Source organism: Enterobacter sp. fkY84-1, from assembly GCF_052974705.1.
This window is the reverse complement of record NZ_CP169393.1, coordinates 85,986-111,009: the sequence shown is the minus strand read 5'-3', so window position 1 is coordinate 111,009 and position 25,024 is coordinate 85,986. Positions and strand designations below refer to the sequence as shown.

General features: G+C 55.1%; 26 protein-coding genes. 18 read left to right on the top strand and 8 right to left on the bottom strand.

Going from position 1 to position 25,024, the window contains the following annotated elements:
* Position 1: 1 nt before the first annotated feature.
* Genes rfaC through ACEPLT_RS00490 form a run of 3 tightly spaced genes read left to right on the top strand, consistent with a single transcriptional unit; the run spans position 2 to position 3,196 of the window.
* Positions 2-988, top strand: a complete 987-nt coding sequence (gene rfaC, locus ACEPLT_RS00500) for a lipopolysaccharide heptosyltransferase RfaC (RefSeq protein ID WP_232929138.1) — start codon at positions 2-4, stop codon at positions 986-988.
* Complete coding sequence (rfaQ, locus tag ACEPLT_RS00495) at positions 981-2,090, top strand: putative lipopolysaccharide heptosyltransferase III (RefSeq protein WP_232929136.1); 1,110 nt, start codon at positions 981-983, stop codon at positions 2,088-2,090. Before rfaC ends, rfaQ begins: the two co-directional genes overlap by 8 nt.
* Entirely contained in the window at positions 2,087-3,196 is a 1,110-nt protein-coding gene (locus tag ACEPLT_RS00490) for a glycosyltransferase family 4 protein (protein WP_023294804.1), read from the top strand. Before rfaQ ends, ACEPLT_RS00490 begins: the two co-directional genes overlap by 4 nt.
* Here the strand turns inward: ACEPLT_RS00490 and ACEPLT_RS00485 are convergent.
* Entirely contained in the window at positions 3,175-4,278 is a 1,104-nt protein-coding gene (locus tag ACEPLT_RS00485; protein WP_232929134.1) for a glycosyltransferase family 4 protein, read from the bottom strand. The two genes, ACEPLT_RS00490 and ACEPLT_RS00485, sit on opposite strands and share 22 nt — an antisense overlap.
* A gap of 230 nt (positions 4,279-4,508) precedes the next feature.
* Here ACEPLT_RS00485 and ACEPLT_RS00480 point away from each other — a divergent pair, with 230 nt between their 5' ends.
* The 7 genes from ACEPLT_RS00480 to coaD all read left to right on the top strand — a co-directional run bounded on the left by ACEPLT_RS00480 (position 4,509) and on the right by coaD (position 12,325).
* On the top strand, positions 4,509-5,879 hold the full coding sequence (locus ACEPLT_RS00480; protein ID WP_032654461.1) for an O-antigen ligase family protein: 1,371 nt from the start codon (positions 4,509-4,511) through the stop codon (positions 5,877-5,879).
* A gap of 145 nt (positions 5,880-6,024) precedes the next feature.
* A complete protein-coding gene (locus ACEPLT_RS00475; protein ID WP_047748122.1) occupies positions 6,025-7,008 on the top strand; it encodes a glycosyltransferase in 984 nt (327 codons plus the stop codon).
* Between the two features lie 8 nt (positions 7,009-7,016).
* Positions 7,017-7,988: a glycosyltransferase gene (locus ACEPLT_RS00470; protein WP_063618643.1), complete on the top strand. Its 972-nt coding sequence runs from the start codon at positions 7,017-7,019 to the stop codon at positions 7,986-7,988.
* A gap of 18 nt (positions 7,989-8,006) precedes the next feature.
* Positions 8,007-9,641: a sulfatase-like hydrolase/transferase gene (locus tag ACEPLT_RS00465; RefSeq protein WP_008502698.1), complete on the top strand. Its 1,635-nt coding sequence runs from the start codon at positions 8,007-8,009 to the stop codon at positions 9,639-9,641.
* A gap of 156 nt (positions 9,642-9,797) precedes the next feature.
* Complete coding sequence (gene waaA, locus ACEPLT_RS00460) at positions 9,798-11,072, top strand: lipid IV(A) 3-deoxy-D-manno-octulosonic acid transferase (protein WP_126288179.1); 1,275 nt, start codon at positions 9,798-9,800, stop codon at positions 11,070-11,072.
* Positions 11,072-11,842 (top strand): glycosyltransferase family 2 protein, encoded by a 771-nt coding sequence (locus ACEPLT_RS00455; protein ID WP_232929132.1) that lies wholly within the window; start codon positions 11,072-11,074, stop codon positions 11,840-11,842. Before waaA ends, ACEPLT_RS00455 begins: the two co-directional genes overlap by 1 nt.
* A 3-nt stretch (positions 11,843-11,845) precedes the next feature.
* Entirely contained in the window at positions 11,846-12,325 is a 480-nt protein-coding gene (gene coaD, locus ACEPLT_RS00450) for a pantetheine-phosphate adenylyltransferase (RefSeq protein ID WP_008502695.1), read from the top strand.
* A 2-nt stretch (positions 12,326-12,327) separates the two neighbouring features.
* Here coaD and mutM read toward each other — a convergent pair whose 3' ends face one another.
* The 4 genes from mutM to radC form a co-directional block, all read right to left on the bottom strand.
* Entirely contained in the window at positions 12,328-13,137 is an 810-nt protein-coding gene (gene mutM / locus ACEPLT_RS00445) for a bifunctional DNA-formamidopyrimidine glycosylase/DNA-(apurinic or apyrimidinic site) lyase (RefSeq protein WP_008502694.1), read from the bottom strand.
* A gap of 72 nt (positions 13,138-13,209) precedes the next feature.
* Positions 13,210-13,377: a 50S ribosomal protein L33 gene (gene rpmG, locus ACEPLT_RS00440; RefSeq protein ID WP_003024094.1), complete on the bottom strand. Its 168-nt coding sequence runs from the start codon at positions 13,375-13,377 to the stop codon at positions 13,210-13,212.
* 22 nt (positions 13,378-13,399) lie between these two features.
* Entirely contained in the window at positions 13,400-13,636 is a 237-nt protein-coding gene (gene rpmB, locus ACEPLT_RS00435) for a 50S ribosomal protein L28 (RefSeq protein ID WP_002436699.1), read from the bottom strand.
* A gap of 218 nt (positions 13,637-13,854) precedes the next feature.
* The gene (gene radC, locus ACEPLT_RS00430; RefSeq protein ID WP_008502693.1) at positions 13,855-14,523 is read right to left on the bottom strand and encodes a RadC family protein; all 669 of its coding nucleotides are present in this window, start codon (positions 14,521-14,523) and stop codon (positions 13,855-13,857) included.
* Between the two features lie 172 nt (positions 14,524-14,695).
* On the opposite strand from radC, the gene coaBC reads away from it, so the two are divergent.
* The 3 genes from coaBC (at position 14,696) to slmA (ending at position 17,060) form a co-directional block, all read left to right on the top strand.
* The gene (gene coaBC, locus ACEPLT_RS00425; protein ID WP_031275237.1) at positions 14,696-15,907 is read left to right on the top strand and encodes a bifunctional phosphopantothenoylcysteine decarboxylase/phosphopantothenate--cysteine ligase CoaBC; all 1,212 of its coding nucleotides are present in this window, start codon (positions 14,696-14,698) and stop codon (positions 15,905-15,907) included.
* Positions 15,885-16,343, top strand: coding sequence for a dUTP diphosphatase (dut, locus tag ACEPLT_RS00420; RefSeq protein WP_008502691.1), 459 nt, complete (start codon positions 15,885-15,887; stop codon positions 16,341-16,343). The genes coaBC and dut overlap by 23 nt, the downstream gene beginning before the upstream one ends.
* Positions 16,344-16,463: 120 nt before the next feature.
* Complete coding sequence (slmA, locus tag ACEPLT_RS00415) at positions 16,464-17,060, top strand: nucleoid occlusion factor SlmA (protein ID WP_008502690.1); 597 nt, start codon at positions 16,464-16,466, stop codon at positions 17,058-17,060.
* A gap of 82 nt (positions 17,061-17,142) precedes the next feature.
* Here slmA and pyrE read toward each other — a convergent pair whose 3' ends face one another.
* Positions 17,143-17,784: an orotate phosphoribosyltransferase gene (pyrE, locus tag ACEPLT_RS00410; RefSeq protein ID WP_025910619.1), complete on the bottom strand. Its 642-nt coding sequence runs from the start codon at positions 17,782-17,784 to the stop codon at positions 17,143-17,145.
* Between the two features lie 67 nt (positions 17,785-17,851).
* Entirely contained in the window at positions 17,852-18,568 is a 717-nt protein-coding gene (rph, locus tag ACEPLT_RS00405; RefSeq protein WP_006812424.1) for a ribonuclease PH, read from the bottom strand.
* Between the two features lie 125 nt (positions 18,569-18,693).
* On the opposite strand from rph, the gene ACEPLT_RS00400 reads away from it, so the two are divergent.
* From ACEPLT_RS00400 to ACEPLT_RS00390, 3 genes are all read left to right on the top strand, one after another.
* Positions 18,694-19,557, top strand: coding sequence for a YicC/YloC family endoribonuclease (locus ACEPLT_RS00400; protein WP_008502687.1), 864 nt, complete (start codon positions 18,694-18,696; stop codon positions 19,555-19,557).
* A 206-nt stretch (positions 19,558-19,763) separates the two neighbouring features.
* Entirely contained in the window at positions 19,764-20,381 is a 618-nt protein-coding gene (locus ACEPLT_RS00395) for a trimeric intracellular cation channel family protein (protein ID WP_008502677.1), read from the top strand.
* Between the two features lie 113 nt (positions 20,382-20,494).
* Complete coding sequence (locus tag ACEPLT_RS00390) at positions 20,495-22,147, top strand: phosphoethanolamine transferase (protein WP_008502676.1); 1,653 nt, start codon at positions 20,495-20,497, stop codon at positions 22,145-22,147.
* Here the strand turns inward: ACEPLT_RS00390 and ligB are convergent.
* Positions 22,144-23,814, bottom strand: a complete 1,671-nt coding sequence (ligB, locus tag ACEPLT_RS00385) for an NAD-dependent DNA ligase LigB (RefSeq protein ID WP_032675721.1) — start codon at positions 23,812-23,814, stop codon at positions 22,144-22,146. The genes ACEPLT_RS00390 and ligB overlap by 4 nt on opposite strands.
* Before the next feature lie 251 nt (positions 23,815-24,065).
* Between ligB and gmk the strand changes: the two genes are divergently transcribed.
* Together gmk and rpoZ are read left to right on the top strand one after the other, a co-directional pair.
* Entirely contained in the window at positions 24,066-24,689 is a 624-nt protein-coding gene (gmk, locus tag ACEPLT_RS00380; RefSeq protein WP_010426438.1) for a guanylate kinase, read from the top strand.
* Between the two features lie 54 nt (positions 24,690-24,743).
* Positions 24,744-25,019, top strand: a complete 276-nt coding sequence (gene rpoZ, locus ACEPLT_RS00375; RefSeq protein ID WP_000135058.1) for a DNA-directed RNA polymerase subunit omega — start codon at positions 24,744-24,746, stop codon at positions 25,017-25,019.
* Positions 25,020-25,024 lie beyond the last annotated feature (5 nt).

Genomic DNA, 25,024 nt, shown 5'->3' with positions numbered 1-25,024 from the left:
AATGCGGGTACTGATCGTTAAAACCTCGTCGATGGGCGATGTTCTGCACACGCTGCCGTCACTGACGGACGCCATGCAGGCCGTACCGGGCATTCGTTTTGACTGGGTGGTGGAAGAGGGCTTCGCGCAGATCCCCACCTGGCATGAAGCGGTCGACCGCGTGATCCCGGTGGCGATTCGCCGCTGGCGGAAAGCGTGGTTCTCCGCGCCGATTAAAGCCGAACGCAAAGCCTTCCGCGAGGCGGTGCGGGCACAGCATTACGACGCCATCATTGACGCGCAGGGGCTGGTCAAAAGCGCCGCGCTGGTGACGCGACTGGCGCGCGGCGTAAAGCACGGCATGGACTGGCAAACCGCCCGCGAACCGCTGGCGAGCCTGTTCTATAACCACCGCCACCACATCGCGAAGCAGCAGCACGCGGTGGAACGTACCCGCGAGTTATTTGCAAAGAGTCTTGGCTATGCAAAGCCGGAAACGCAGGGCGATTACGCCATTTCGCAGCATTTTTTGCACGGTTCGCAACAAACAGACGCACCCTACCTGATTTTCCTTCATGCAACGACCCGCGACGACAAGCACTGGCCGGAAGCGCACTGGCGCGAACTGATCGGCCTGCTGGCAAACGCGGGGCTGCGTATCAAACTCCCGTGGGGCGCTCCCCATGAAGAAGCGCGGGCCAAACGCCTGGCGGCAGGGTTTGATTATGTGGACGTTCTGCCGCGCATGAAGCTGGATGGCGTCGCTCAAGCGCTGGCAGGCGCTACGGCTGTGGTCTCCGTGGATACGGGACTCAGCCACCTGACGGCGGCGCTGGATCGACCTAATATTACGCTTTACGGCCCAACGGACCCGGGCCTGATCGGCGGCTATGGAAAAAATCAATATATCTGCCGCCCGGAACACTCATCGCAGCTGAGCGATCTCAGCGCCGCTGCGGTATTTGCGCAATTAGAGCCTTTGCTGGCAGCAGAGAGAGCCTATGTCTGATTTTTTCTCAGCGGAGCGCCCGCCAAAGCGCGTGCTGATTATTAAGCTTCGTCACCACGGTGACGTTTTGCTTACCTCGCCGGTTTTTACCGTGCTGAAAAAGAACTGGCCGAACGTGGAAGTCGATGCGCTGGTTTATGACGATACCCAGGCGATGCTGACCAGCCATCCGCATATCGACCAGGTGCACACTATTGGGCGCAACTGGCGCAAGAAGGGCTGGTTTGAACAATTCCGCCTCTACCGCGCCCTGCTGAACACCCTGAAAGGCCGTCAGTATGACGTGCTGATTAACCTGACCGAACACTGGCACGGCGCGCGTCTGGCGCGTCGTCTGAAACCGCGCGTCTCCGTCGGCTTTAAGCCGGATAAGCGCGGGGGCCTGGCGCGTCGCCGCTGGGTGAAATCGTTCACCACGCTCTATCCGGCGATTCAGGACAACAGCCGTCATATGGTGGAGGTTAATCTGGATGCCCTGCGCCGGATCGGCATTCATCCGCAGTCCGATGAAGACAAACATACGCTTTTTGTGCCCGGTGACGCGGCAGAAGCCTCTGTGGCCGATAAGCTGGCCGGGTTTGGGCTCACAAGTAAATCCTACATTCTGGTTCACCCGACCTCGCGCTGGATGTTTAAGGCCTGGGATATCAAAAAGCTGGCAGCGACCATTGATAACCTGGCGGCGCGCGGCCTGCCGATCGTCCTCTCCGCCGCGCCGTCAAAAGAAGAGAAGGCCTATATGGATGAGCTGCGCGCAGCCCTCACCCAGCCGGTCTTTGATTTAAGCGGTCAGCTGAACCTGAAAGAGCTGGGCGCGCTCATGAAGCACGCCCGGGTGTACTTCGGCGTGGATTCCATGCCAATGCATCTTGCGAGCGCCGTCGGTACGCCAACCGTCGCCATCTTTGGCCCTACCGGCGCCATCAAATGGGCGCCGTGGGGGGTAAATTATCGTGTAATCGTGGCCGGGTTTACCTGCCAGCCGTGCGGCAAAGCGGGATGCGGAGACAGCGGTGTCTCAGACTGCATCACCGCCATCACCCCGCAGCAGGTGCTGAGCGCCATCGATACGATGCTCTTGGAAACGGAAACACCTGCATGAAGCTGGCGATTGTCCGACAGACCTACAACCCCAACGGTGGCGCAGAGCGTTTTGTCTCACGTGCGCTAAACGTGCTGGCGCAGGATACCTCGCTTGATGTCACGCTGATTGCTCGCCAGTGGGAGGATGCCGCAGGCTGGAAAACGCTGACGGTCAATCCGCCGTTTCGCAATCGCATCGCGCGTGAATCCGGTTTTGCTCTCGAAGCCGCCGCGCATTTTGCGCAGTTTGATATTGTGCAAAGCCACGAACGCATACCGGGAGCCACCATCTTCCGGGCGGGCGACGGTGTTCACGCCACCTGGCTTGAGCAATATGGCCGCATTCTGTCGCCGCTGGCGCGCTGGGCGCAATCTCTGAGCCGCTATCACCGCTACATTCTGCAGGCCGAGGCGCAGATGTTTACCCATCCGCAGCTGCGCAAGGTGATCTGTAATTCGAAGATGGTGCGCGATGATATCGTGCGGCGCTTCGGGCTGCCGGACGACAAGCTGACGGTGATCTACAACGGCGTGGACACCGTTCAGTTTAGCCCTGAGGTCCGCGCCCTTTCGCAGCGTGATGCCCTGGGTATTCCTCCTGACGCACCGGTGCTGGCGTATGTTGGGTCAGGCTTCAGCCGCAAAGGCGTCGCCACCGCGCTGCGCGCCATTGTGGCGCATCCTGACGTCTGGCTGCTGATTGCCGGCCGCGATAAACATGCGCGGAAGTTCGAAAAGCTGGCGCAGGCGCTGGGGATTTCCTCACGAGTGAAGTTCCTGGGCCCCGTTGCCAACGTGCGTGAAGTCTATGGCACGGCGGATGCCCTTATCCTGCCGACGCTCTACGATCCCTTCCCGAACGTCTGCGTGGAAGCGCTGGCCTGTGGTTTGCCGCTGCTTACCAGCCACGGCTGCGGCGCGGCGGAGTGGATAACCGAGGGTCAAAACGGCTGGGTGCGCGATGCGCTGGACAGCGAAGGCTACCAGCAGGCCATCTCGCTGTGGCTGAAAGGCCGTGAACAGGGTGTCGATTACTCCGCCGCTGCGCGTGCAACCGCCGAGCCCTTCACCCTGGACAGAATGGCGAAAGAGCTACAGGCGCTTTATCGCGATTTGCTGCGCTGAGCGGCATCGGAGAAGACTTTCTCCATCGCGTCCAGCATACATTCGCGGGTAAAGTGCGTGCTCAGGTAGTCATATCCCTGTTGCGCGAGCGTCTCACGAAGGGCTGAGTCGTCATAGAGTTTCATTATGGCATCGTGCAGCGCGTTTTCGTCGCGCTGCGCGACCAGCACTCCCGTCTGCCCGTTAATCACCGCATCTCCCGTTCCACCCGCATCCGTCGCAATGGTGGCAATACGGGTGGCTAACGATTGCAGCACGCCCTGCGGAACACCTTCCATATCGTGCGAAGGGCTGAGCGCAATATCAAAGGCCGGGAACCAGCGTTCCGGATCGGATTGATGTCCCGCCATGACTACGCGGTGCTGTAACCCCAGGGCGGTGATTTCCTGTTCCAGCGTCGCTTTGTGCGGACCTTCGCCGACAATCGCCAGCTTGATGTGTGGATTGTCGATTTTCGCCAGGGCGCGCAGCAGTACGCTATGGCCTTTGTTCGGGCGCAAATGCGATACCACGCCCAGCCAGAAATCGTCCTGCGACAAACCACAATGAACCCGCGCCTGGTGCTTATCTCCCGGATGGAAACGCTGCGTATCGACACCGCTTGGCACCGACGTACTCTGAGACATCGGCACGCCAATATTTGCCACCTGATGGCGCAGCGCCTCGCCGGTGGTCACGATATGCGCGCAGGCCGTGCGGAAGAGCCAGCGGGTCGTCCAGTTGTTGCGCGGTACGCCGGACGCATGACGGGTTCTCACCAGTGGTACAGGGTTGGACAGCGTCAGATTCGCCAGCGCCACCAGCCAGGTATCGGCAGAGTTATGGCTGTTGATGACGTCAATCGAGTGACGGTTATCCTTCAGCCAGCGACGCAGCACCTGCAGGTTTTTAAGGTTCTTACGCTTCAACGGCATCGTGACCACCGTCAGACCGGCATTGCGTGCCAGCGCGTGGAGCGGCGCAGTTTCCGGACAAAGGAGAGTCACCTGATGGCCACGCTGAATCATCCCAAGCGATTCGTTGATAATGCGCAGAGGCTGCCCGCCTTTGCCGCCGTCTGCTTCAGTGTGAACAATATGCATATATTTCCTGTCGTTTAGCTGAAACCGCTGTCCAGGCCGCCGATTATATACGTGGGTATTACGATAATGCACAGGCGGATTAATCTTGCTTACAAACATTGTCCTTCTGTAGTAATGGCTTCTGTGGTAATTTTCTCAGGCTTTTATTCCACTCAAAATCAGTGGAATCTGCATATGGCATTGTTAACTAACCGGTATTAACGCCGAGATCCTTTACCAGTACCAAAATTATGACAAATACTCGTAACATCCTGACAGGTCTTTTAGTACTGTCTGTACTGGCTTTATGTTTTATCTGGCCAATCCCAAACGATCAGCTACCTTTTCATCGTAATGGACTGATTTATCCTAATATTGTGGTGGCGCTCGGTCTTTTCTTTAGCTCTTCAGTGGCGAGGAAAGCGCTGGACTTAAACAAAATTAAGTTCGTGCTTATTGTGCTGTGGGCATTAACCTTCTTTATCCTGATTAACGGCTTTTTTGTCGCGCCAGATATTAAAGAAATGGTGTCGACCTGGGATGGACAGTGGTTACGTCCGGTATTGCTTTTCTGTGCGGGCCTGGTGTTATTACCGGTGATTCAGGAGCGCTTCCCCTCTTTATCGGCAGCCCGGTTCTTTACTCTCGTCGTCCTTTTTTTCTGGGGCGTCGTCTGTATCCACCTCCTTGATACCGTCTGGCTTTACTGGCGAGACGGCGTGATCCACTGGGGCGAAACGCGGATTGTTTATAACCGCACGCGCATGAGCTTCCAGGTCAATATGATCACCGGTTTCCTGCTCGCCGAACTGCTTACGCGCGGCCTGCTTCATCAGCGTTTCTTACGCCTGAAGACACCGTTCCTCGCCTTTATGCTGTTGTGTAACCTTGTCTGCACGGCGTTAGTCGATACCCGCTGGGGAACGATCGGCCTGGTCGGCAGCCTGTTCTCCACCTTCCTACTGCTCAGCCTGCACAGTATGCGTCGCAGCCGGGTGCTGCTCACCGGTGGCATCCTTCTGGGCATTATTATCGCTTCTGCGCTTCTGGGCTATGCCTCCTGGAAAACCGATCCGCGCTGGCAAAGTCTGGAAGATGATGCGGTAACAGGCTGGAACGCGCCTTTCACCAGTTTTTGCTATAACAGAACAGACGGAACTGTACCGACTAACGATCTCGGTCGTCCAATGGATCACTCCAACGGCTGTCGTGCCAGCTTCTTCCATCAGGGCTGGAAACTGGTGGGCGAACATCCTGCGGGAATGGGGCCTCGCAAAGAGGCCTTCCGCTATGTGCTGCGTCGCGACACGCAGGACAATCGCATTAACATTCCGCACAGCCACTACGGCCTGATTGAGTTTGGTATCCAGAACGGCATCGCGGGCATTGCAGGCTGGCTGATTCTGCTGGCAGGCTGCTGGTACATCGGCTGGCGCGAGTTCCGCCATGGCAATATGATGGCGGGCATGTTCCTGCTGCTGTTTACGGTTGGTTTCTTCTCCCGAACCATGGTTGACCACAATCTGAAAGATCACTACCTGGAACAATATATGCTGTTAACCGGGTTGCTTGTGGGAATGTGCGCGTTACGGCCCGCTAAACGAACAGAAACAACCTCCTGATTGCGTATACATAGCGCCGTTGACAATACGCATCGGCGCAACGTTACCTATCAGAACTCTTTTGCCTGCCGGCTGTCGAAAAGCCATTGCACATTGCTGTATCGCTCGTTAGCCGCATCTCACCGCGTTAAATTACGGAGTAAGCATGTCTGGAACGCCTCAATTAAGCCTCGTTGTCGCCGTCTATAATGGCGAGAATTTTCTGAGCGCTTTTTTTGACAGCATAAAGAAACAGAATCTGCACAGCCTGGAACTTGTTATTGTTAATGACGGCTCTACTGACGGCTCTGCAGAGATCATCGCCCGCTACGCCAGTGAATTCAGTCATTTTAACGTCATCGACCAGCCTAATGGGGGTGTCTCTGCGGCCCGTAATACCGGTCTGGCCGCAGCAACGGGCGATTACATCGCGTTCCCGGATATTGATGATGTCATCTATCCGGGCATGTATCCGCGCCTGCTGGAAATTGCACTCGCCGGGCAGTTGGACGTCGCGACCTGCAACGGTACCTACATTTATGACGACGGACGCCCGTCGAAAAAGATTTTCCCTTCAGATAAACTTGCGTCAACCGACGTGCTGGACGGCCCGACCTGGCTGCAGATGGCGCTCGAATCGCGCAAGTTCCTGCACGTGACGTGGCTGAACATCTATCGCCACGCCTTTATCAAAGAGCAGGGCTTCAGCTTTGAACAGGGTCTGCGCCATCAGGACATCCCCTGGACTACGGAAGTGCTGCTCACCGCCAGACGCGTGCAGTATATTGATGAGACCTATTACGACTACCTGATCCACTCCGCTTCCGTTTCCCATACGCCAGGCACGGACGACACGCGCATGCGCTCTTCGCGCCATTATATGAAGATTCTGGAGATGCTGGACGCCATCAACAAACGCTATCCGGAACAGGTGAAACGCGTGCCCGCCTGCCGCTGGCAAATCGCCAAAGAGGGTCTGGGGATCCTGCATAGCATTAATAACATTGAAGATATGGCCAAAAAACGCGAGATCACCCGTGAGCTTTTCGATCGCGGTATCTGGACTCTGATTTGGCAAAATGCGCGCGGCTTCCGCCAACGGTGGCGTCTGGGACGTCGCTACTTCCGTCTTAAAAAAATTCTTGGCTAACGGAAATTATGACCAAACTTAAATTACACGCGGTTTCCCGCGCGGATTTCATCGCTAAAAACTACGCAGATTTCCAGACTCTCCTGGATAACCAGGTCAATCCTGACGATATTCCGGAGCGATTTTATTGTGGCGGCCGCGGTGGCTGGACGTTCCAGACTACCCTGGCGCTAAAGCACTATTATGGTGACGCAATCGAGTGTTCGTTTGGCTCTGAATGCAGGCCAGATGCCATTAACCTGATGCATAACGACGACTTTGGTTCCCGCGTGAAGCCGTGGCGTGGCTTCACCGTGGTCGCGCGTGCGGACCGCCCTCCCGTGATTGGCGCCGATGTTGTCGTCGACCAGAATCCGGAAGTAGACAACCATAGCAATCGTATTTTCGTCCCCTACTGGCCACAGCCGGGCGTAAAACCACGCGAACGCACCGACGAGACAATCAAAACCGTCGCATTCTTCGGCCGTGTAGACAGTTTCCCGGACGAATACCGCGAAGGGAATTTTAAGCAACGTCTTGCCGAACAAGGTATTGAGCTCCGCATCTCGTTCGATAACTGGACAAACTACCAGGACGTGGACGTGTGCATCAGCTTCCGCAAATCGCACGATCATAAACTGGCGCGTAAGCCTGCCAGTAAGCTCATTAACAACTGGCTGGGGAAAACGGTGATGGTCTGCGATGACGAGCCGTCTTATCGCGCGATCCGCGAAAGCGAGCTGGACTACCTGATTGCCAAAACCCCTGATGAAGCCTTCAATGCCATTATGCGTCTGAAAAACTCCCCTGAACTGTATCGTCAGATGCGCGAACAGGGTGAAAAACGCCTACAGGTCTATTCCCGCGAAGCGGTCGCTGCACGCTGGTATGCCCTGTTTGAGGATATTTGGCGAAAAGGATTGCACAATCGTCCTACGGTAGTTCGCGCACTGCGCTTTGGTTTTGGTAAAGCCATTCGCCCGCTGACTAAAAAGTTCTGATCGGAATAGAGTCCTTCCATGTTCAAAACAACGACACACTCTTCGTTCACCCCGCGCAGCAATCTGTTGCGCACCCTGGGGTTGACGCTGGCATTCCTGCTGCTGTTCTCGCTTTCAGAAATCATCATTCTGCTGAAAGATCACGTCTACCAGCCGAAATCCGGTGATATCTCGCTGTATCTGATCATCTCCCTGCTTGCCGCAGCCAGCGCGCGTTTCTTCCTGACTCGCCTGCTGCTGGCCGTCACGTTTATCGTTCAGATTTCGGAAGCGGTGTACTACCAGTTCTACGGTCAGTTCTATGGCCCGAGCGAAGTCTGGCTGGCGTTCGTGGAAACGAAAGACATTGCCAGTGGGATCACCGACAGCCTGGGTTCACTGGGCATCTACTTCGCCATCATGATTGTGGCGGTCGTGTTTGCGCTGGTCTTTGCGCGTCGTCTGGCGCCACTTTGGCACAAATGGATTGCGCTTCCTTGCCTGCTTGCGATTGTCGTGATGTTTGTCGGTCAGTTCTACAAAGCGATCGACGGGCAGATGTACAAGTTCAACCCGGACCTGCGCCACTCCCTGCTGCGTAACGGCCTGTCTGCGATGAGCTTCAGCGCCATACGCCTGATCCCGGAAGCGATGTCAGGCGAAAACCAGAATCTGACCCACTACGATCCCTACCAGGTCAAACCTGTTAAGGATACGCGCGCGGGTAAATATTCGATTATTCTGGCGATAGGTGAAAGCCTTAATCCGCACCACGTCAGCGCTCTGGGCTACGAACGCGATACCACACCCGAGCTGAAAGCGCTGCTCCAGCAGTATCAAGGTACGGGCCGCCTGATTGTCTCCAACGCCGTGTCCACCCGCGTGGCCATCCCGATGCTGGTGAATAATCTGCGCGAGCCGGATAACTACGGGGCCTATAAATCGAAATCCACCAATATCTTCGCCAACGCGAAGAAACAGGGTTATCAGACCGCCTTTATCTCCGCCCAGGGGCTGGAAGGGCTGAGCAACTGGATTGGCATCCATGATATCGATCTGTGGGAAGATACCCAGATTCGCCCGGCACCAGATGTCGGCGCAGACGTTGTTCTGACGCCATCCGTTGAGAAAGCAACCCTGGACTGGAACAAACCGTTCCTGATGGTGCTCAACAGCCGCGCGCCACATATCCCGTACGAGCGTAATATTCCGCAGGGCTTCGCGAAATTCTCTACGCCGCGTCTGAGTGATGATGTGGCGCAGAAGAAAAATGAGTATGACGATGCGGTCCGCCTGTATGACAAAGAACTCGCGTCCGCGATTCGCACCGCGCTGGCAAAATCCAAACTGCCGGTGCTGGTGTTTATCACCTCCGATCACGGTGAACGCGTGGGCGATAACGGTCTGTTTGGCCACTCGGTTGTTGAAATGCCAATTGCTCAGGTACCGTTCCTCTACTTCAGCAACGATCCGGCTTACGCCATGAAGGAGATCAGCCCGCAGGTACCTCTCAACCATTACCAGGTGGCAACACTCATCAACAAGATGCTGGGCTACGACGTCAGCAATCCGAATCAAAAAGATGACAGCTTCTTTATCACTGGCGGTGATATTCGCGGGCTTTCGGAGCGCGTAACCTACCATCTGAATGCCCTCCCCGAAGCGGAGCGCTAAACGGTTAGACATGAAACGGGCAAGAAATTGCCCGTTTTTTTTCAGGCGAATGAGCGTAACGCAGGCAAATGGGTATCTTAAAACACCAAAGAGATAGCTTTAGACGGCTCAAATGCTTAGAATTTGCCCGCCGAAACTAAAAAAACGGATAATCGCTTGGAATTGTTGTATACCGCCCTGCTCTACATTATTCAGCCACTGGTGTGGCTGAGACTGTTGCTTCGTAGCCGTAAAGCGCCTGCGTATCGTAAACGCTGGGCTGAACGCTATGGCTTCTGCCGCAATAAAGTCGCACCGGACGGTATTTTGCTGCATTCCGTTTCTGTCGGTGAAACGCTGGCGGCGATCCCGCTGGTTCGCGCCCTGCGTCACCGCTACCCGTCGCTGCCGATTACCGTCACGACGATGACGCCAACCGGCTCGGAGCGCGCGTTATCCGCTTTCGGCAAAGACGTTCATCACGTCTATCTCCCTTACGATCTCCCCTGCGCCATGAATCGTTTCCTGAATACCGTTCGCCCGAAGCTGGTGATTGTGATGGAAACCGAACTGTGGCCGAACATGATTTCCGCCCTGCATGCCCGTAAAATTCCGCTGGTGATTGCCAACGCGCGCCTGTCAGAGCGCTCGGCGAAAGGTTACGGCAAGCTGGGTAAATTTATGCGCCACCTGCTGAGCAAAATCACCCTGATTGCCGCGCAGAATGAAGAAGATGCGGCACGCTTTATCTCTCTGGGCTTGAAGCGCAACCAGCTTGCAGTGACGGGTAGCCTGAAATTTGATATTTCGGTTACCCCTGAACTCGCCGCCCGCGCGATCACGCTTCGCCGCCAGTGGGCCCCGCGTCGTCAGGTCTGGATTGCGACCAGTACCCATGACGGTGAAGAAGAGATCATCCTGCAGGCGCACCGCAAGCTGCTGGAAAGCTTCCCTGATTTACTGCTAATCCTCGTGCCCCGCCATCCGGAACGTTTTAAAGATGCCCGTGAAATGGTTCAGAAAGCCGGTTTCAGCTTCACGCTGCGCAGCAGCGGGGAGATCCCGTCTGGCAGCACCCAGGTGGTGATTGGCGATACGATGGGCGAACTGATGCTGCTCTACGGCATTGCTGACCTCGCGTTTGTCGGCGGCAGCCTGGTGGAGCGCGGCGGCCATAACCCGCTCGAGCCGGCCGCCCACGCCATTCCGGTGCTGATGGGGCCACATACGTTTAACTTCAAAGATATCTGCGCGAAATTACAGCAGGCCGATGGTTTAATTACCGTGACCGATGCGGATTCGGTAGTCAAAGAGGTCTCAACCCTTCTGACTGACGAAGATTATCGCCTGTGGTACGGGCGACATGCAGTCGAAGTGCTGCACCAGAACCAGGGTGCCCTGACCCGTCTGCTGCAGCTTCTGCAACCTTACCTGCCCCAGCGGAGCCACTGATGTCAACGCGTCTGTCGGTCGTGATGATCGCCAAAAACGCCGCCGACCTGCTTCCGGACTGCCTGGCGTCGGTTGCCTGGGCTGACGAGATAGTCGTTCTTGATTCCGGAAGTAAGGACAACACGGTGGACGTTGCCCGGGCAGCGGGCGCAAAAGTCTTTATCGATACTGACTGGCAAGGCTATGGCCTCCAGCGCCAGCGCGCGCAGGGGTTTGCCACCGGAGATTATGTCCTGATGCTCGATACTGACGAGCGCATCACGCCGGAGCTTCAGCAGGCCATTCAGGCGGTGCTTTCCTCACCTCAACCTGGTGCTGTATACAGCATTGCCCGCCGCAACTACTTCCTTGGCCGTTTTATGCGCCACAGCGGCTGGTATCCTGACCGCGTGACGCGCCTCTACGAGCGCGAGCGGTATCAGTACAACGACAATCTGGTGCATGAATCCCTGGCCTGCGACAACGCCCAGATCATCTCCCTGACGGGCGATTTGCTGCACCTGACCTGCCGCGATTTCGCGAGCTTCCAGCGTAAACAGCTCAACTATGCCACGGCTTGGGCGCAGGAGCGTCACCAGCGCGGCAAGAAGGCCTCACTGACCGGTATCTTTACCCACACGCTGGGCGCGTTCCTGAAAACGCTCCTGCTGCGTGGTGGCGTGCTGGACGGTAAGCAGGGCTGGTTACTTGCGGTAGTCAATGCCCAGTATACTTTCAACAAATACACCGAGCTGTGGGCGCTCTGCCGCGGCTACTCAGAGAAAACGTGAGCCATGAGCACAAAAGCGATTTATCCGGGTACCTTCGATCCGATCACCAACGGTCATCTTGATATCATCACCCGTGCGGCGTGCATGTTTGACAAGGTGATCCTGGCCATTGCCGCCAGCCCCAGCAAAAAGCCGATGTTTGACCTCCACGAGCGCGTGCAGCTCGCCACCGATGCCATTTCGCACCTGCCGAATGTTGAGGTGGTCGGATTCAGCGACCTGATGGCTAACTTCGCCCGCGCCCAGCAGGCGAACATTCTGATCCGCGGTTTACGCGCGGTGGCAGACTTCGAATATGAGATGCAGCTGGCGCACATGAACCGCCACCTGATGCCGGAACTGGAGAGCGTATTCCTGATGCCCTCCAAAGAGTGGTCGTTTATCTCGTCCACGCTGGTGAAAGAGGTGGCGCGACATCACGGGGACGTTACCCATTTCCTGCCGGTTAACGTCCACCAGGCGTTGATGGAAAAGCTCAAGTAGCCCTATTTCTGGCACTGACGGCAGTAGAACGTGGCGCGCTGGGCGTGCTTCGTGGCAATAATGGGCGTGCCGCAGACTCTGCACGGTTCGCCCTTACGGCCATACACCTGCAGCTCCTGGGCAAAATAGCCCGGCTTGCCGTCACTTTGCAGGAAGTCCTTCAGCGTTGTCCCCCCCTGCTCAATTGAGCGCAGCAATACGGCTTTAATCACCCGAACCAGCAGCTCGCACTCCTGCGCCGACAGCGACGAGGCCAGCCGATCGGGGTGGATCCCGGCCGCAAACAGCGATTCGCTGGCGTAGATATTCCCCACGCCGACCACCAGCTTGTTATCCATCAGCCAGGGCTTAATCGGGCTTTTCTTCTTCGCGCACTTCGCCTTGAGGTATTCCGCGTTAAACGCGTCTGAGAGCGGCTCCGGGCCCAGATGCGCCAGCACGTTATGCCCTTCCAGCTCCTTCGTCCACAGCCACGCGCCAAAGCGCCGTGGATCGGTGTAACGCAGCACTTTGCCGTTGCTCATCACCAGATCGACGTGGTCGTGCTTTTCCGCAGGCAGTTCTTCGGTAAGAACGCGCAGGCTCCCGGACATCCCCAGGTGGATAATGATCCAGCCGTCGGGCAGCTCCAGCAGCAGGTATTTCGCGCGGCGCTGCACGCTAAGGACGGGTTTATCGCTCAGGGCATGGATCTCATCGGACACCGGCCAGCGCAGACGCCCGTTACGGACAACCGCGTGAAGAATCGTCGCGCCGACCAGATGGGGCTCAATGCCGCGACGGCTGGTTTCTACCTCAGGTAATTCAGGCATGGTTCCTCCGTTGAGATACAGAATGCAAAAAACCCCGCAGTTGCGGGGTTTTTCGATACAAGGAGACTAAAATTATTTGATTTTAGCTTCTTTGTACAGTACGTGCTGGCGTACAACTGGATCGAATTTTTTCAGTTCCAGTTTTTCCGGCTTAGTACGTTTGTTCTTCGTGGTGGTGTAGAAGTGACCTGTACCAGCAGAAGAAACCAGCTTGATTTTCTCGCGAATACCTTTAGCCATGATTTATTTCCTCTTTAAGTACTTAGTACTTTTCGCCACGGGCACGCAGTTCAGACAGAACTGTATCGATGCCTTTCTTATCGATTACACGCATACCTTTAGCAGATACGCGCAGGGTGACAAAACGCTTCTCGCTCTCAACCCAGAAACGGTGAGAGTGCAGGTTCGGCAGGAAACGGCGTTTAGTCGCGTTCAGTGCGTGGGAACGGTTGTTACCGGTCACCGGACGCTTGCCAGTAACTTGGCAGACTCGGGACATGTCTATTCTCCAAAAATCAAATTAGCTCGAGCTTCGTATGGGGTATCGGCGCCTCGTCAGGCTTTACAGCCCGGTCATCGCATAGTTCTAAGTGAACTCTCGATTGCCAGGCCCAAATGCCAAACCCGAGATTCTCAAAGGTGGCGTAGTATACGCTGACTCGGCGGTGTGCTCAAGTCCCGAACAGACAAAGATCCCGATGGATCGCGAGAAATAGCCTAAATCCAGCCATGTTCTGCAAAAGAAATGTACTCTCCGCGGCCAATTATCAGATGGTCCAGCACACGAATGTCCATGAATTGACAGCATTTGATAATGCGCTCGGTGATTTCTTTGTCCGCTCTGCTCGGTTCTGCACAGCCTGAGGGGTGATTATGCGCGAGGATCACGCCCGCTGCATTCACTTTTATCGCTTCCCGCACAATTTCTCGCGGATGCACCTCAACGTGGCTTAACGTGCCGGCAAAGAGGCAGCTATGTTTCAGTACCCGGTTTCTGTTATCGACAAAGATCACCATAAAGATCTCGCGCTCGATATCGGTTAACTGGCTTTGCAGATATTCACGCGTCATCGCTGGCGTCAGGATCGGATCGTCCTTCTCCATGCGGACATTGTAAAAACGGCGGGCAAGTTCAGCAATGGCCCGCAACTGGGCATATTTCGCCACACCGATCCCTTCTACGTGCTTAAACTGCGCCAGTTCGGCGGTCAGCAAACCGTGCAGAGAACCGAAATGTACGATCAGCTCTTTTGCCAGCGTAAATACCGTTTTACCGGGCGTTCCGGTACGTAAAAAGAGCGCCAGCAGTTCATCATCTTTTAACAGGGTGACGTCATAGCGCAGCAGTTTTTCGCGCGGCAGCAGCGGCTCATCCTCTTCTTCCATGCTCTTTCTCCCTTTTTTAACCGCATGCTGCCACAGGCCAGTCAGGCACTCGACGACCACGTTGCGTTCTTGCGTAGCGCCTCGCAAAGTGGTCGAAGGACAAAATCACCCCGTTTTGGGGATTGTGATAAAATGCCCGCTCTCTGGTGAACCCCAACAGGAAAGAATCATGATGAGCCTGGCCGGTAAAAAAATCGTTCTTGGCGTGAGCGGCGGTATTGCTGCCTACAAAGCGCCGGAGCTGGTGCGTCGTCTGCGCGAGCGCGGGGCAGATGTACGGGTCGCGATAACCGAAGGCGGTAAAGCCTTTATCACTCCTCTGAGCCTGCAGGCCGTTTCAGGATACCCGGTATCTGACAGCCTGCTCGATCCGGCCGCCGAAGCCGCGATGGGCCATATTGAGCTTGGGAAATGGGCAGACCTGGTTATCCTCGCGCCCGCCACGGCTGATTTAATCGCCCGGGTAGCGGCCGGTATGGCAAACGACCTGGTCTCCACCATTTGTCTGGCCACACCTGCGCCTGTTGCCATCGTGCCTGCCATGAACCAGCAGATGTACCGTAACGCGGCTACGCAGCACAATCTTGAGACCCTGGCCTCACGCGGCCTGCTTATCTGGGGTCCGGACAGCGGTAGCCAGGCCTGCGGCGATGTTGGCCCGGGCCGCATGCTTGATCCGCTGACGATTGTTGATATGGCCGCGGCCCACTTTTCGCCTGTCAACGATCTGCAACATCTCAACATCATGATAACCGCGGGCCCCACGCGCGAGCCGCTGGATCCGGTGCGCTACATCACCAACCACAGTTCCGGCAAAATGGGCTTTGCGATTGCCGCCGCCGCCGCGAAGCGTGGTGCGAACGTCACGCTGGTGAGCGGCCCGGTCTCTCTGCCTACCCCTGCGTGTGTGAAGCGAATTGACGTTACCACCGCGCTGGAGATGGAAGCCGCCGTGCAGGCACATGCGCAAAGCCAGCAGATTTTTATCGGCTGTGCGGCCGTTGCAGACTATCGTGCTGAGACGATCGCCGAGGCTAAAATTAAAAAGCAAGGCGATGAATTAACACTAAAAATGGTGAAAAACCCGGACATTGTTGCCGGTGTCGCCGCACTAAAAAGCCACCGTCCATACGTCGTTGGGTTTGCCGCAGAAACGAATAATGTGGAAGAATATGCCCGGCAAAAACGTACCCGCAAAAACCTCGATTTGATTTGCGCGAACGACGTATCGCTGGCCACACAAGGATTTAACAGCGACAGCAACGCACTGCATCTTTTCTGGCAGGATGGAGATAAAGTCTTACCGCTTGAGCGCAAGGAACTCCTGGGCCAACATTTACTCGACGAGATCGTTACCCGTTATGATGAAAAAAATCGACGTTAAGATTCTGGACCCGCGTGTTGGCGAGCAATTCCCGCTGCCAACCTATGCCACCTCCGGCTCTGCCGGTCTTGACCTGCGCGCCTGTCTCGATGACGCCGTAGAACTGGCTCCGGGTGCCACGACCCTGGTTCCGACTGGCCTGGCGATTCACATTGCTGACCCGTCGCTGGCAGCGGTTATCCTGCCGCGTTCTGGCCTGGGCCATAAGCACGGCGTTGTGCTGGGTAACCTGGTGGGCCTGATCGACTCCGACTATCAGGGTCAACTGATGGTCTCCGTCTGGAACCGTGGTCAGGACAGCTTCACCATTGAACCGGGTGAGCGTATCGCACAGATGGTCTTTGTACCGGTGGTACAGGCAGAATTTAACCTGGTGGCAGACTTTGACGCCACCGACCGTGGCGAAGGCGGCTTCGGCCATTCCGGGCGCAAGTAACGGCCCGACAAACACGTATCTCACAGCGTCATAATGCAATAACAAACCGCAAACGTCCGTTTGCGGTCGCTGTGTGGATGCCAGCCTGGCAAGTGCTTATTTTCAGGGGTATTTTGTAACATGGCAGAAAAACAAACCGCGAAAAGGAATCGTCGCGAAGAAATACTTCAATCTCTGGCTCTGATGCTTGAATCCAGCGATGGCAGTCAACGCATCACCACCGCTAAACTGGCCGCCTCCGTAGGCGTGTCTGAGGCGGCGCTGTACCGTCATTTTCCGAGCAAGACCCGGATGTTCGACAGTCTGATCGAGTTTATTGAAGACAGCCTGATCACGCGCATCAACCTGATTCTGAAAGACGAAAAAGACACTACCGCGCGTCTGCGTCTGATAGTGCTGTTAATCCTGGGCTTCGGTGAACGCAATCCGGGCTTAACCCGTATCCTGACCGGCCACGCGCTGATGTTTGAGCAGGACAGACTCCAGGGCCGCATTAACCAGCTTTTCGAACGCATTGAAGCGCAGCTGCGCCAGGTTCTGCGCGAGAAGAAAATGCGTGAGGGTGAAGGATACAGCATTGATGAAACGCTGCTGGCGAGCCAGATTCTGGCGTTTTGTGAAGGGATGCTTTCCCGCTTCGTGCGCAGCGAGTTCAAATACCGCCCAACGGACGATTTTGACGCCCGCTGGCCGTTAGTCGCAGCACAATTACAGTAACGCCATCGCCGGATGGCGGCTTCGCCTTATCCGGCCTACGAACGGGTAGGCCCGGTAAGCACAACGCCACCGGGCAATGCACTTAAACCCCGAATTCTTCGCGATACGCTTTTACCGCTGCCAGATGGTCCGCCATCTCAGGCTTCTCTTCCAGATACGCAATCAGATCTTTCAGGGTGATTATTGACGTCACAGTGCAGTTGTAATCCCGCTCCACTTCCTGAATGGCGGAAATTTCTCCGCGACCACGCTCCTGACGATCCAGCGAAATCAACACGCCAGCCAGCGTTGCACCGTTGGCCTGGATAATCTCCATTGATTCGCGGATCGCCGTGCCCGCGGTGATCACATCGTCCACCAGCATGACGCGGCCCTGCAGCGCGCTGCCGACCAGATTCCCGCCTTCACCGTGGGTTTTGGCTTCTTTGCGGTTAAAGCAGTACGGCACGTCGCGATCATGATGTTCCGCCAGCGCCACCGCGGTAGTGGTCGCAATCGGAATGCCCTTATAGGCCGGGCCAAACAGCAGGTCAAAATCAATCCCGGAATCCACCAGCGCTTCGGCATAGAAACGGCCTAACAGTGCCAGATCGCGCCCGGTATTAAACAGCCCGGCGTTGAAGAAATAAGGACTTTTACGCCCGGATTTCAGCGTAAATTCGCCAAACTTAAGTACCTGCTTGTTAAGCGCAAACTCAATAAACTGGCGCTGATACGATTTCATGGATTAGCTCCTTTGGTTTTTCTGTCTTACAGGCAAAAAAAAGGCGACTCATTGGTCGCCTTTAAAATCAATTTTCTAACGCCGCTTTCTGCGTCGTGACAATGGATTCGATTCCCCCTCGGGCCAACGCCAGCAGGGAGAGAAGCTCTTCGTGGGTGAACGGCTCGCCTTCTGCCGTGCCCTGCACCTCAATGATGCGACCGTCTTCGGTCATCACCACGTTCATGTCTGTCTCTGCAGCGGAATCTTCAACGTATTCCAGATCGCAAAGCGCTTCACCGTTAACGATGCCTACGGAGACCGCCGCAACCATGCCTTTCATTGGATTGGTTTTCAGCTTACCGGCAGCAACCAGCTTGTTCAGAGCATCTGCCAGCGCTACACAGGCGCCGGTAATAGAGGCCGTACGCGTGCCACCATCGGCCTGAATCACGTCGCAGTCCAGGGTAATCGTGAATTCGCCGAGGGTTTTCAGATCAACGGCGGCGCGCAGCGCACGCGCGATCAGACGCTGAATTTCCATGGTACGACCGCCCTGCTTACCCTTCGCCGCTTCACGGGCGTTACGGGTATGGGTCGCGCGCGGCAGCATGCCGTACTCGGCGGTGATCCAGCCCTGGCCCTGACCTTTCAGGAAGCGCGGAACGCCTTCTTCGATGGATGCGGTACACAGCACTTTGGTGTCACCAAACTCAACCAGCACGGAGCCTTCAGCGTGTTTTGTATAGTTACGGGTCAGGGTGACGGGACGCACCTGATTGGCGCTACGACCTGATGGACGCATGATGGATTCTCCGGCTTGAAACGAATGTGGCTGCGCATTATACGGATAAAGGACGCTTATTCCTATCCTGAGAAGCCCCCGAAAGCTATAATCCCCCCATCTCTCCTTTAAAAACGGGAATGTCTATGATCCGCAGTATGACCGCCTACGCCCGGCGTGAAATCAAGGGTAGCTGGGGTAGCGCTACATGGGAAATGCGCTCGGTAAACCAGCGTTACCTGGAAACGTATTTCCGTATGCCGGAGCAGTTCCGCAGCCTTGAGCCTGTTGTTCGCGAGCGTATCCGTACGCGTCTGACGCGCGGTAAAGTGGAATGTAACCTGCGCTTTGAGCCTGATGCCAGCGCACAGGGCGAGCTGATCCTCAACGAAAAACTGGCGAAACAGCTCGTGAATGCGGCGAACTGGGTCAAAATGCAGAGCGATGAAGGCGAAATCAACCCGGTTGATATTCTGCGCTGGCCTGGCGTCATGGCCGCCGGCGAGCAGGATCTGGACGCGATTGCCGCTGAAATTCTGGCCGCCCTCGACGGCACGCTGGATGACTTTATCGTTGCCCGCGAAACCGAAGGTCAGGCGCTGAAAGCGATGATTGAGCAGCGCCTTGAAGGCGTGAGTGCGGAAGTGGCTAAGGTTCGCACCCATATGCCGGAAGTGCTGCAGTGGCAGCGCGAGCGCCTGGTCGCCAAACTGGAAGAGGCAGAAGTTCAGCTGGAAAACACCCGTCTGGAACAAGAGCTGGTGCTGATGGCGCAACGTATTGATGTCGCTGAAGAGCTGGACCGTCTGGAAGCGCACGTTAAAGAGACCTACAACATTCTTAAGAAAAAAGAAGCGGTAGGCCGCCGTCTGGACTTTATGATGCAGGAGTTCAACCGCGAGTCGAACACTCTTGCGTCTAAGTCGATCAATGCAGAAGTGACGAATTCAGCGATTGAGTTGAAAGTGCTGATTGAGCAAATGCGCGAGCAGATCCAGAATATTGAGTAATGCCTTATCGGGTGGTGTCGACGGCACCACCCATTATTATTTCTAATCCATTCCGGCACCTGATTTTGCGCGTCACCGCCTTTCATCAAGCTTATTCAACATAAATTGATAAAAATTTATAGGGCAAACGCAGTCGCCTTAGAAAAACTCAATCGTGATCTTGCGCACAAATCGCTAACCTCCCCCGCGTTCACACCGGAGGAAATATGCTGCTTCACATCCTTTATCTCATTGGCATCACCGCAGAAGCCATGACCGGCGCACTTGCTGCCGGACGTCGCCGTATGGACACCTTCGGCGTGATCATTATTGCTACAGCGACCGCGCTGGGCGGCGGCTCGGTACGCGATATTCTGCTGGGACATTATCCGCTTGGCTGGGTCAAACACCCCGAGTACGTCATTATCGTGGCGACAGCTGCCGTGTTAACCACCATAGTGGCGCCCGTCATGCCCCATCTTCGCCGCCTGTTTTTAGTCCTTGACGCTTTAGGTCTGGTGGTTTTCTCGATTATCGGAGCACAAATCGCGCTCGATATGGGGGAAGGACCTGTTATCGCTACCATTGCCGCCGTGGTCACGGGCGTATTCGGCGGTGTGCTGCGCGATATGTTCTGCAAGCGCATTCCACTGGTTTTCCAGAAAGAGCTTTACGCCGGAATATCCTTTGCGTCTGCCGTTCTGTATATTGCTTTACAACATTATGTTTCGAGCCATGATGTTGTGGTCATTGCCACGTTATTATTTGGCTTTACGGCTCGCTTGCTGGCACTGCGCTTAAAGCTGGGATTGCCTGTTTTTCATTACACGCAGGACACCCATTGAATTCTCAACAAAACCACAACAAAGTAGTAAAAAGCACTTTTTGTTATCTCATATAACCGGGCCAAACGCGATAAACTGTCGCATCTTTGTCCCCATAAACTTGCGTTAAAACAATGTCCTTTGCCAAAACGTCAGCCCTGATTATTAATAAAAAACTCAGCAGCCATTTTTTAATTTTGCTGCTCGTTTCCGTGCTGATTCAGTTATGGCCAGTATTTTTAACGCAACCTGCACGATTCGCAGTGCGCATTGCGATTTGTAATGCGCTTTTACTGGTTTGCGCCGCAGCAATCTTTCGCTCGCTTCCCGGCAAGATCCTCGCATTTTTTTTAACCGCCCTGCTCACGTTAAATTTTGCGATTGCTTACAGTACCTGGAGCGTCTACCAGAGCGAATTTAACACGGTATTCGCGATGAGTATTCTCGGCACTCACGTAGCCGAAGCGAAAAGCATGTCAGGTTTATACCTGCACTGTTTACCAGCCGCGTTTGCTTACTTTATTGTCACCTGGTTCGCAATCAAAGCAGCTAGCGAGCATGTTTCTTCCCGCGTCAAAACTATCGGCTTCGTTCTGCTTGCCGTTTATTTTGGCTGGTATTCGACGGCAAATTGGCTAAAAAAACGCCACGACCTTGAAGTTTATTATCCGCTAAGCTCCCGGATTTTAACCAATACGCCATTTTACACCGGCGCAGAGTTCATTATTGCCCATCGCGATAACGCGCTGGCGGAGAAAATTAGCCAGCACAGCGTCAATTATCCTGCGTTGCAGTATCATGAAACGGGCATCGAAAACTATGTTGTTATCGTGGGTGAATCCGCACGTCGCAGCAATATGAAGCTCTACGGTTTTCACCAGGATACCACGCCAGTGGAATCCTTGCTGGCGAAGGACTCCCTCATTTTTAGCAATGCTATTGCCCCTGCGTCAGCCACCGTGCTTTCCGTGCCGATGATATTAAGTAAAGCTGATCCAGACCACTTCACCACCGATAAGCTTGCTGACAATATCGTTAGCGTCGCTAAAAAAACGGGCTATCACACCGAATGGATTAGCGCCCAGGGTAATACAGGCAAGAGCAATAACTATATTGTGGCGATTGCTTCTATTAGCCATAAAGCCCAGTGGATTGACACCCGTTATGACACCGAGCTTTTACCTGCCCTGGATGAGGCGCTTAAAGCCCCCGGCAGGAAGTTAATTTTCCTGCATATCAACGGCAGTCATGAGATGGCCTGCGATCGGTATCCGCCATCCGCAAATATTCTGCATACCGGCAACAAGTATGAAGATTGCTACAATAATGCGATTCTGTTTACCGACTACTTCATTGGCGAAGTAGCTAAACGTCTGCAGGGCAGCGCATCCTCTCTGCTCTATTTTTCAGACCATGGGCTGGAAAAAAACCCGCAGCTGAACTCCATCTATATGCATGGCTCACGCAACCCAAGCAAAGAGGCTTACCAGGTCCCCCAGTTTATCTGGTATAGCCAGCAAGCCCTGAATGCTCAAAAAAGATCGGTGGGGTGGGTGCATGAAGCGTGGCCCACAGCAAGCAATTATGAGTTGATGTTGACGTGGCTTGGAATCACAACGGGTGTTGATCAATGCAGCTCGGTGCTTGCGGCGTGCTATCAGGCTCCCACACTTATCCCGGTAATTGATGGCGGCCGCCACATCTATGACTACGATCAGCTCCGCGAAACCTTCAGTTCACCAGACAGACATACCCCCTGGCGCAAAGCTAAAGCAAGCTCGCTCTAAAATCCAGGCAGGCCCTGCTTGCCTAACCAGGATGCCAGCCCGGCAACGCCAGGGTCGTGGATGAAGGCAACAATTTGTCGCGCCTTCCTCTCTCCCGTTCCCGGCAGGCTTTGCCAGTCCTTTGCGTTACGTTCGCTCAACGTCTGCCACGTTACGTTCCCCATCGCCTTCAGCGAAGCCTGTGTCAGCGGAACACCCAATGCCATGAGCCAGCGAATAAATGGCTTCTCGCGCACCAGATTAAATCGATGCCAGAGCGCCAGCCCGCGCGCGGAGGAAAACCCAGGCGTAGCCTGCATTTGCGCCTGCGTTAATAACAGCCACGAAAAGAGGTGTTCAAAATGATGTGCCTGCCAGAGGGTGCGCCAGCCTGACTCGCCTAATCCTTCAATATCAAGTACCTGCTTTGAGCTGAGCCAGGTCAGTCGGGCAAAGAACTGTTCCATACATTCCGGAGAAGCATAGAAACAGCTCAGCGCATGATAACGCGAGGCTGGAGGCTCGGGTTTATGTCTGTCCGTCCCGCGCCAGACCACCTTATCAAACCGGGGAATACCCTGCCCGGCCAGGCTGACCTGGATCTGATCCCCTGAGGCAATATCCAGCCTCTGCCAGCGCTCCACCGAGCCCAAACTCACCCGCCGTACCTGTTTATCGTCCAGTTGCACAGGTTCCAGTGCGGCTACAACGGACATTTTGCCCGTTCGCCCCACGGAAAAATGAATATCACTCACCTCGGTCACCTGGGCTGCAGGCGCATATTTCCACGCAACCAGCCAGTTGCCTTCGCCCGGTAACCAGCCTTCCCCTGCGGGCGCATCCTCCGAACGCACCACAATGCCATCCGTGGCAAAGGGTAATCCGGTTACGTGCCAGGCGGCGCGCTGTTTCTCGACGGCATCAACAGATTCGGCGGGTAGCGTATACCGTGCCGACAGCGTAAAACCGGCCTGAGACAGCTCAGCTAAAGATGTCTGCATATCTTTCGGCCCATCCGGCCAGGCCCAGATGAACACGCCGATCTTGCTCAAAACTGAGTTATCCTTTTGCCGCATCATCGCCCCCGCCACCTTTGCGCGAGCGTTCATCCCGCCCATCTGCCGCTGAATGTGATTGTCGCTTAACCAGAAAAGCTCGCCCTGTAAGACGCTGTTCGCGAGCTTGCCGGTGAGCTTTTGCGGAATAGTCGGGATCAAACGCACCTTCCCGGTCCAGTCTTCCCCTTTCAGGCCATCACCACGACTGATGGCCTGGGTTAACATTCCGTCACGATAGACCAGCGTTACCGCCACACCGTCAACTTTGGGCTGCATCCACAGATGCTGCCGCGCACGCATCCACTGTCTCAACTCCTCTTTGCTGGCCACTTTATGTACGCCCGTATGGGCAACAGGATGTTTTACGCTTCCCACCAGCGCAGGGAGTTTCTCCTCTGAAGGCTCACTGCCAAAACAGTGCTGCCACTGCATTAAGCGCCCGTTAAGCTGGTCGTAAACTTCGTCGTTGACCTCGCTCACGCCCTGCTTCCAGTAAGCGTCATCCCAGCGTTTGATTTGCGCGCTTAACGACGCCATCTCTTTCTCAGCTTTTGCCTGCGACCACACCGGGCACACCGCCGCGCCATAGCCACTCCACAAGAGCATTAACCCGCTTATCCATCGCCACATTGCTACTCCTCCTTTGTGTTGCAGGAGGTATATCCCGATGCCTGAAACAACGCTAACGGCAACGACTCACAATGCGAGACGCTATCCGGTATTACTTTGGGTTGCTGAAAACCCCAGATAAAACCTGAAAACGGCACGCAAAATTCAATAATCCAGGGGAAAAAGTGTGACAAAGGCTACGTCACACGGCGGTGACGTGTATAATAAGCCCGTATGTAGGACTTCTTCGTTAACACATACAAAAGACTCTCATGGCTCAAGGCACGCTGTATATTGTTTCTGCCCCTAGTGGCGCGGGTAAATCCAGCCTTATTCAGGCACTGTTAAAAACCCAACCGTTGTACGACACACAGGTTTCTGTTTCTCACACCACGCGAGCGCCGCGTCCGGGTGAAGTGCACGGTGAACACTATTTCTTTGTGGATCACGACGAGTTCAGAGCGATGATCGGCAGAGACGCGTTTCTTGAACACGCGGAAGTATTCGGTAATTACTACGGTACCTCGCGTGAAACCATTGAGCAGGTTCTGGCCACGGGCGTGAATGTGTTCCTGGATATCGACTGGCAGGGTGCACAGCAAATTCGCAAGAAAATGCCTGACTCGCGCAGTATCTTTATTTTACCGCCATCGAAAGATGAGCTGGATCGCCGCCTGCGTGGCCGCGGTCAGGACAGCGAAGAAGTCATCGCAAAGCGTATGGAACAGGCTGTTGCAGAAATGAGCCATTACGCGGAATATGATTACCTTATTGTGAATGATGATTTTGATGCCGCACTGAGCGATCTCAAAACCATTCTTCGTGCAGAACGTCTGCGTATGAGCCGCCAGAAGCAGCGACATGACGCATTAATCACCAAACTGTTGGCAGACTGAACCCACTTTCAGTATCATGCCCAGTCATTTCTTCACCTGTGGAGCATTTTAAGTATGGCACGCGTAACTGTTCAGGACGCTGTAGAGAAAATTGGTAACCGTTTTGACCTGGTGCTGGTCGCCGCGCGTCGCGCTCGTCAGATGCAGGTAGGCGGTAAAGATCCGCTGGTACCGGAAGAAAACGATAAAACCACCGTTATTGCACTTCGCGAAATCGAAGAAGGTCTGATCAACAACCAGATCCTCGACGTGCGTGAGCGCCAGGAGCAGCAAGAGCAGGAAGCCGCAGAACTGCAGGCCGTAACCGCTATTGCTGAAGGTCGTCGTTAATTAAA

Excerpts from the sequence above, each read along its gene's own strand:
- ACEPLT_RS00490 (WP_023294804.1), top strand. The coding sequence starts at position 2,087 with ATGAAGCTGGCGATTGTCCGACAGACCTACAACCCCAACGGTGGCGCA.
- rpmG (WP_003024094.1), bottom strand. The coding sequence starts at position 13,377 with ATGGCTAAAGGTATTCGCGAGAAAATCAAGCTGGTTTCTTCTGCTGGT.
- ACEPLT_RS00400 (WP_008502687.1), top strand. The coding sequence starts at position 18,694 with ATGATCCGCAGTATGACCGCCTACGCCCGGCGTGAAATCAAGGGTAGC.
- ACEPLT_RS00455 (WP_232929132.1), top strand. The coding sequence starts at position 11,072 with ATGTCAACGCGTCTGTCGGTCGTGATGATCGCCAAAAACGCCGCCGAC.
- rpmB (WP_002436699.1), bottom strand. The coding sequence starts at position 13,636 with ATGTCCCGAGTCTGCCAAGTTACTGGCAAGCGTCCGGTGACCGGTAAC.
- pyrE (WP_025910619.1), bottom strand. The coding sequence starts at position 17,784 with ATGAAATCGTATCAGCGCCAGTTTATTGAGTTTGCGCTTAACAAGCAG.
- rfaC (WP_232929138.1), top strand. The coding sequence starts at position 2 with ATGCGGGTACTGATCGTTAAAACCTCGTCGATGGGCGATGTTCTGCAC.
- rph (WP_006812424.1), bottom strand. The coding sequence starts at position 18,568 with ATGCGTCCATCAGGTCGTAGCGCCAATCAGGTGCGTCCCGTCACCCTG.
- ligB (WP_032675721.1), bottom strand. The coding sequence starts at position 23,814 with ATGTGGCGATGGATAAGCGGGTTAATGCTCTTGTGGAGTGGCTATGGC.
- rpoZ (WP_000135058.1), top strand. The coding sequence starts at position 24,744 with ATGGCACGCGTAACTGTTCAGGACGCTGTAGAGAAAATTGGTAACCGT.
- ACEPLT_RS00480 (WP_032654461.1), top strand. The coding sequence starts at position 4,509 with ATGACAAATACTCGTAACATCCTGACAGGTCTTTTAGTACTGTCTGTA.
- ACEPLT_RS00465 (WP_008502698.1), top strand. The coding sequence starts at position 8,007 with ATGTTCAAAACAACGACACACTCTTCGTTCACCCCGCGCAGCAATCTG.
- slmA (WP_008502690.1), top strand. The coding sequence starts at position 16,464 with ATGGCAGAAAAACAAACCGCGAAAAGGAATCGTCGCGAAGAAATACTT.
- coaBC (WP_031275237.1), top strand. The coding sequence starts at position 14,696 with ATGAGCCTGGCCGGTAAAAAAATCGTTCTTGGCGTGAGCGGCGGTATT.
- coaD (WP_008502695.1), top strand. The coding sequence starts at position 11,846 with ATGAGCACAAAAGCGATTTATCCGGGTACCTTCGATCCGATCACCAAC.
- ACEPLT_RS00485 (WP_232929134.1), bottom strand. The coding sequence starts at position 4,278 with ATGCATATTGTTCACACTGAAGCAGACGGCGGCAAAGGCGGGCAGCCT.
- ACEPLT_RS00390 (WP_008502676.1), top strand. The coding sequence starts at position 20,495 with ATGTCCTTTGCCAAAACGTCAGCCCTGATTATTAATAAAAAACTCAGC.
- ACEPLT_RS00395 (WP_008502677.1), top strand. The coding sequence starts at position 19,764 with ATGCTGCTTCACATCCTTTATCTCATTGGCATCACCGCAGAAGCCATG.
- gmk (WP_010426438.1), top strand. The coding sequence starts at position 24,066 with ATGGCTCAAGGCACGCTGTATATTGTTTCTGCCCCTAGTGGCGCGGGT.
- radC (WP_008502693.1), bottom strand. The coding sequence starts at position 14,523 with ATGGAAGAAGAGGATGAGCCGCTGCTGCCGCGCGAAAAACTGCTGCGC.
- ACEPLT_RS00470 (WP_063618643.1), top strand. The coding sequence starts at position 7,017 with ATGACCAAACTTAAATTACACGCGGTTTCCCGCGCGGATTTCATCGCT.
- rfaQ (WP_232929136.1), top strand. The coding sequence starts at position 981 with ATGTCTGATTTTTTCTCAGCGGAGCGCCCGCCAAAGCGCGTGCTGATT.
- dut (WP_008502691.1), top strand. The coding sequence starts at position 15,885 with ATGATGAAAAAAATCGACGTTAAGATTCTGGACCCGCGTGTTGGCGAG.
- ACEPLT_RS00475 (WP_047748122.1), top strand. The coding sequence starts at position 6,025 with ATGTCTGGAACGCCTCAATTAAGCCTCGTTGTCGCCGTCTATAATGGC.
- mutM (WP_008502694.1), bottom strand. The coding sequence starts at position 13,137 with ATGCCTGAATTACCTGAGGTAGAAACCAGCCGTCGCGGCATTGAGCCC.